Below are 5000 nucleotides of genomic sequence, written 5' to 3' on the forward strand. Positions count from 1 at the left end.
TTTGCTGGATGAAAGGTAAGAAAAGATATATTACGTTGGATGAGGGTCAACGCAAAGAATTACTGGCGGGGTTCAAAACTGGCAAAAAACCCGTCTTTAGAATGCGTTGCCATTTGATTCTGCTCAGTGACCAGGGGCATGGTGTCCAACAAATTGCTGAGTTATATCAGTTAAGTCGGCAAAGCGTGGCTAACTGGTTCACGCGCTACGAGCAAGGAGGCATTACGGCTTTGCATACAATGCAAGGTAGAGGTAGACGACCTATTTTACGGATTGACAATGCGGTAGAAGTCCGGCAAGTTGAACAGTTGGTTGATCGGCACCCACAAACTCTTCGCCCGGTCTTGGCTGCTTTGAGCCAACAAGGGAAGGTGCTATCTAAGCGAACGTTACAGCGATTTTTAAAAAGATTGGACGGAAATGGAAACGGTTCCGAAGAAGCCCTTTAGGCCAACCCGATCAAAAAATATATGAACAGAAATGTCAACAATTAGTGATGTTACATACATTAGCTGCCTTGGGCTATATTGATTTACGGTTCGGGGACGAGACAGGCTTTTCCATGGCCCCTTCGGTTCCTTATGGGTGGCTGCCAGTAGGGTGCCAACGGGCGATCCGTTCGGATAGTGAGCGGGTCACCAATGTGTTTGGACTGATCAACAGGCATCAGCAACTGAGCAGTTATCCTACTCAGGGACGCATCGATGCTGCCTATATCATTCAGTGCTTGGACGATTTTTGCGCAACGCTCACTCAACTGACCGTAGTAGTGCTAGACAACGCTTCATGGCATACGGCGCAGGTTATTCAAGACCGCCGAGAGAAATGGCAAGAAAAGGGGCTTTTCCTGTTTTATTTACCTACGTATAGTCCGCATCTGAATCCCATTGAAATTCTATGGCGAAAGATGAAGTATGAGTGGCTACGACCCGAAGATTACAGGGCGAAAGAGCAGTTGCAACAAGCAATCTTCAATATTCTCAGACAGTTTGGGGGAACTTTTCAAATCAACTTCTCTACCACTTAGATGTTGTTAAACTAATTATGTTAGCCTACTTAGTAGTCATATAAATAGCATTTAGACAGTAATAAAGGTAGTCATAGCTAATACTATAAACTAACATAGTATTACTTTAGAACTTACATAATGAGAGGTGCTATCGTAAAGTTCATTTGTTTGAATAATCTAAAAATTATACTATTCTAACATTATTGATTTTTATTTGCCTGGTATTATTGGGTGATGTACTAGTGTAAGGGTCAAGAAAATTTAGAGTAAGATGCTAAAACATACACTTACTACAGAAAAGCAGAGCAGATTTCATACGATTATCTAAAGGTGAGCACAGGGCGGAACTGCTTATGTTCTAGCTCATTATTCACCCTCCCACAAAAACTTCTTCAACTAGGAAGAACTACTTTTGCCCCCTTCCTATAGAGAGTTAATAAAAGCTGACTAAAGTCACAAACTAGGCGAAGAAAAGTCATGGGGCCACAGTCTTAATTTATCTTCTTTTGGTGGTGTAAGTTATTCATAGACCTCAACCCCTAGTTACTATTCTATATGGAACGTACTAATCTTGATACGCAAAGGCTAATCCATCTGAATATTCACAGTCCTGGACAGAGCATCCTAGAAACTGAATCAAGTCAAGATAGCTAGGTATTTGAGGTAATTGAATAGCTAAACTTCTTATTTGTGAAACTTTACAACTGTTAAACCTATGAACTTTGATCTGACTCAGTATGGAATTGATGTAAAAGAAATTCTAAGAAATTCGAGTGTACCTGTCCTGTATGAGATTGGCCTACGACACGAAAAGGGGACTGCCATCTCAGATACCGGAGCACTGCTAGTTTATTCCGGCGATAAAACCGGTCGGAGTCCTAAAGACAAACGAATTGTTCGTCATCCCGATTCTGAAAATAACCTAGATTGGGGCAATATTAATATCAAGCTGGACGAACATACCTACAAAGTGAACCATGAGCGGGCTATTGATTATCTAAATACCCGAGAGCGGCTCTTTGTAGTAGATGCCTTTGCTGGGTGGGACGAAAAATACCGACTTAAAGTACGGATAATCTGTCACCGAGCTTATCACGCACTGTTCATGCAAAACATGCTCATTATGCCCACCAAGGAAGAACTAGAGAACTTTGGTACTCCCGATTATGTGATATTCAACGGCGGAGGCTTTCCAGCTAACCGCTATACATCTGAGATGACCTCTAAAACTAGCGTTGACGTAAATCTTGAGGAAAAAGAGGTTGTTATTTTAGGTACTGAATACGCCGGTGAAATGAAGAAAGGCATTTTCTCTATCATGAATTATCTGATGCCTCTCCAAGATGTGCTACCTATGCACTGTTCCGCTAATGTAGGTGACGACGGCGACGTTTCGGTCCTCTTCGGACTTTCAGGCACGGGGAAGACTACCTTGAGTGCCGACCCCAATCGAAAGCTGCTCGGGGACGATGAACACTGCTGGACCGACACCGGTATTTTCAATATTGAAGGCGGATGTTACGCCAAGGCGATTGACCTTTCGGCGGAAAATGAACCTGATATTTACAATGCCATCCGCTACGGTACTGTCCTGGAAAACGTGATGTACGATCCGAAAACTAGAGAAGTGGATTATACCGATACCAGTATCACTCAGAATACTCGGGCTTCCTACCCCCTAAATTTCATCGATAACGTCCAAATTCCTAGTGTTGCCGGGCATGCCAATCATATTATCTTTCTGACTTGCGATGCATTTGGAGTACTGCCTCCCATTTGTCGGTTAACTCCCGAACAGGCTTCTTACCACTTTATCTCCGGATATACGGCTAAGGTTGCTGGAACTGAAATGGGCGTGACCGAACCCCAAGCTACTTTCTCAGCATGTTTTGGCGCGGCCTTTATGATGTGGCACCCCAATAGATACGCCGAATTACTAGCGGAAAAAATTAAGAAGCACAATGCTAAAGCTTGGTTAGTGAATACCGGCTGGACTGGTGGGCCTCACGGAGTAGGTTCTAGAATAAAACTAAAATATACCCGAGCCTTGATTGATGCCATTCACAATGGCGATTTGGACGACGTTGAAACCAGAACCGATCCTCACTTCGGTTTTGAGATACCACTTAGCTGTCCAGGGGTTCCATCTGAAATTCTGGTTCCCAAGGATACTTGGCAGGATAAAGAGGCCTTTGAAGCCACCAAAGAAAAGTTGGTCGGATTGTTCCAGAAAAATTTCAAATCGTTTGAGGCAAGTGTCAACTCGGAAACTATTGCCGCAGGGCCCAAAGTCCACAAGTTGGCGTAGAAGTTCAATCAATATTTAAGAAACGCTCTGGATAGATAAGTGAAGAAAGAAAACCCGGAGCATTAAATATGATGGATAAGGCTTAGCGTAGTTTTTTCAACTAATTTTAAATGCCTACGTCATTGACGTAGGCACTTTTTTTGTCTAAAATTGGTCTCCACCAAATTTTTAGTAAATTCCCCAAAATCTGTATTACCTAACTTATTACGATGAGATACATCCTACTATTAATAGCATCTACTGGGCTTTGCCTACCTTCTTTCTGTCAGGACCTGAATCAGCGGATAGACGAACAAGCGCAAGCCATTGAGGAACAGGTGGTCGATTGGCGACGGGACATCCACCAATATCCCGAACTTTCTAATCGTGAATTCAAGACGGCTGAAAAAGTAGCTAGCCACCTAAAGTCGCTTGGAATAGAAGTAACTACGGGTGTGGCTCATACCGGGGTGGTAGGAGTGCTGAAAGGCGGTCAGCCTGGACCTGTGGTGGCACTACGAGCCGATATGGATGCGCTGCCCGTGACTGAGCGCGTAGATATTCCCTTTGCTTCCCAAGCAGTAGCCGAGTATAATGGCGAAGAAGTAGGGGTGATGCACGCTTGCGGCCACGATACGCACGTAGCCATTTTAATGGGAGTCGCTCAAGTGCTAAGCGATATGAAAGATGACTTATCAGGAACCGTGAAATTTATATTTCAACCGGCCGAAGAAGGAGCCCCGGAAGGAGAAGAAGGTGGTGCCGAACTGATGGTAGAAGAGGGCGCACTCAAGAGTCCCGATGTGGACGCTATCTTCGGTCTGCATATTAACTCCAAAACCAAAGTCAACACCATTGGCTATCGTCCCGAAGGAACCATGGCGGGAGTGGATAATCTAGAGATTAAAGTTAAAGGAGCCCAAACCCACGGAGCGTACCCTTGGTCAGGAGTTGATCCTATCGTTACTGCTTCACAAATCGTAATGGGATTGCAAACGATTGTGAGTCGTAACCTGGAAATTATCAAGGCCCCAGCGGTAGTATCCATCGGTAAAATTGAAGGTGGGGTTCGTAGTAATATCATTCCCGAAGAAGTTACCATGATTGGAACCATTCGCTCCCTTGATCCCGAAATGCAGGATAAAATTCATCAGCGCATCCGCGAAATTGCCACCAATATTGGGGAAAGTGCCGGAGCCGAGGTAGAAGTAAATATCATAAAAGGCTATCCGGTAACCTATAATGACCCGGAACTTACCGCGCAAATGGTCGGTACATTACAAAGTGTAGCGGGAAAAGACAACGTGTTCTTGCGCTATCCAGTCACTGGAGCCGAAGACTTTTCCTTTTTTGCTCAAGAGGTGCCCGGCTTTTTCTTCTTCCTTGGGGGAATGCCTGCTGATATAAGTCCTGAAGAAGCCGCGCCGCATCACACCCCCGATTTCTTTATCGATGATAGTGGACTAACGCTGGGCGTACGCGCCCTAAGCCAACTCACGGTAGATTATATGGAACAGTACAAACCCGAAATGGGTAAGTAGACAGTTTTGCTAAGAAATTAATTCGGACGGGTGTGTTTCGCTTATCTTTATGAAAACTACTACAGCCAACTAAACCCCTATGATTCTTGGTGTGCTAAAGGATGCAGATGATCGAGAAGCCCTCACCCCGGGTTAATCTACAACAATTAGGTTATACTGGTGG

4 protein-coding genes and 1 pseudogene (1 of these 5 running past the window's edge) are annotated in these 5000 nt (G+C 44.4%); all 5 read left to right on the forward strand.

Annotation, left to right across the window (positions count from 1 at the left end; genetic code table 11):
* On the forward strand, positions 1-449 hold a 449-nt coding region (locus WBA23_RS12420), incomplete at its 5' end, for a helix-turn-helix domain-containing protein (RefSeq protein ID WP_424582601.1).
* The gene (locus tag WBA23_RS12425; RefSeq protein WP_424582605.1) at positions 410-1027 is read left to right on the forward strand and encodes an IS630 family transposase; all 618 of its coding nucleotides are present in this window, start codon (positions 410-412) and stop codon (positions 1025-1027) included. The genes WBA23_RS12420 and WBA23_RS12425, both read left to right, overlap by 40 nt.
* Positions 1028-1724: 697 nt before the next feature.
* The gene (gene pckA / locus WBA23_RS12430) at positions 1725-3317 is read left to right on the forward strand and encodes a phosphoenolpyruvate carboxykinase (ATP) (RefSeq protein ID WP_424582602.1); all 1593 of its coding nucleotides are present in this window, start codon (positions 1725-1727) and stop codon (positions 3315-3317) included.
* Positions 3318-3526: 209 nt separating this feature from the next.
* On the forward strand, positions 3527-4837 hold the full coding sequence (locus tag WBA23_RS12435) for an amidohydrolase (RefSeq protein WP_424582603.1): 1311 nt from the start codon (positions 3527-3529) through the stop codon (positions 4835-4837).
* Positions 4838-4996: 159 nt separating this feature from the next.
* Positions 4997-5000, forward strand: a pseudogene (locus WBA23_RS12440) (NAD(P)(+) transhydrogenase (Re/Si-specific) subunit beta) (it continues 248 nt past the right edge of the window).

The organism is Tunicatimonas sp. (genome assembly GCF_049647865.1).
In the GTDB taxonomy this organism is placed as follows: Bacteria; Bacteroidota; Bacteroidia; order Cytophagales; family Cyclobacteriaceae; genus Tunicatimonas.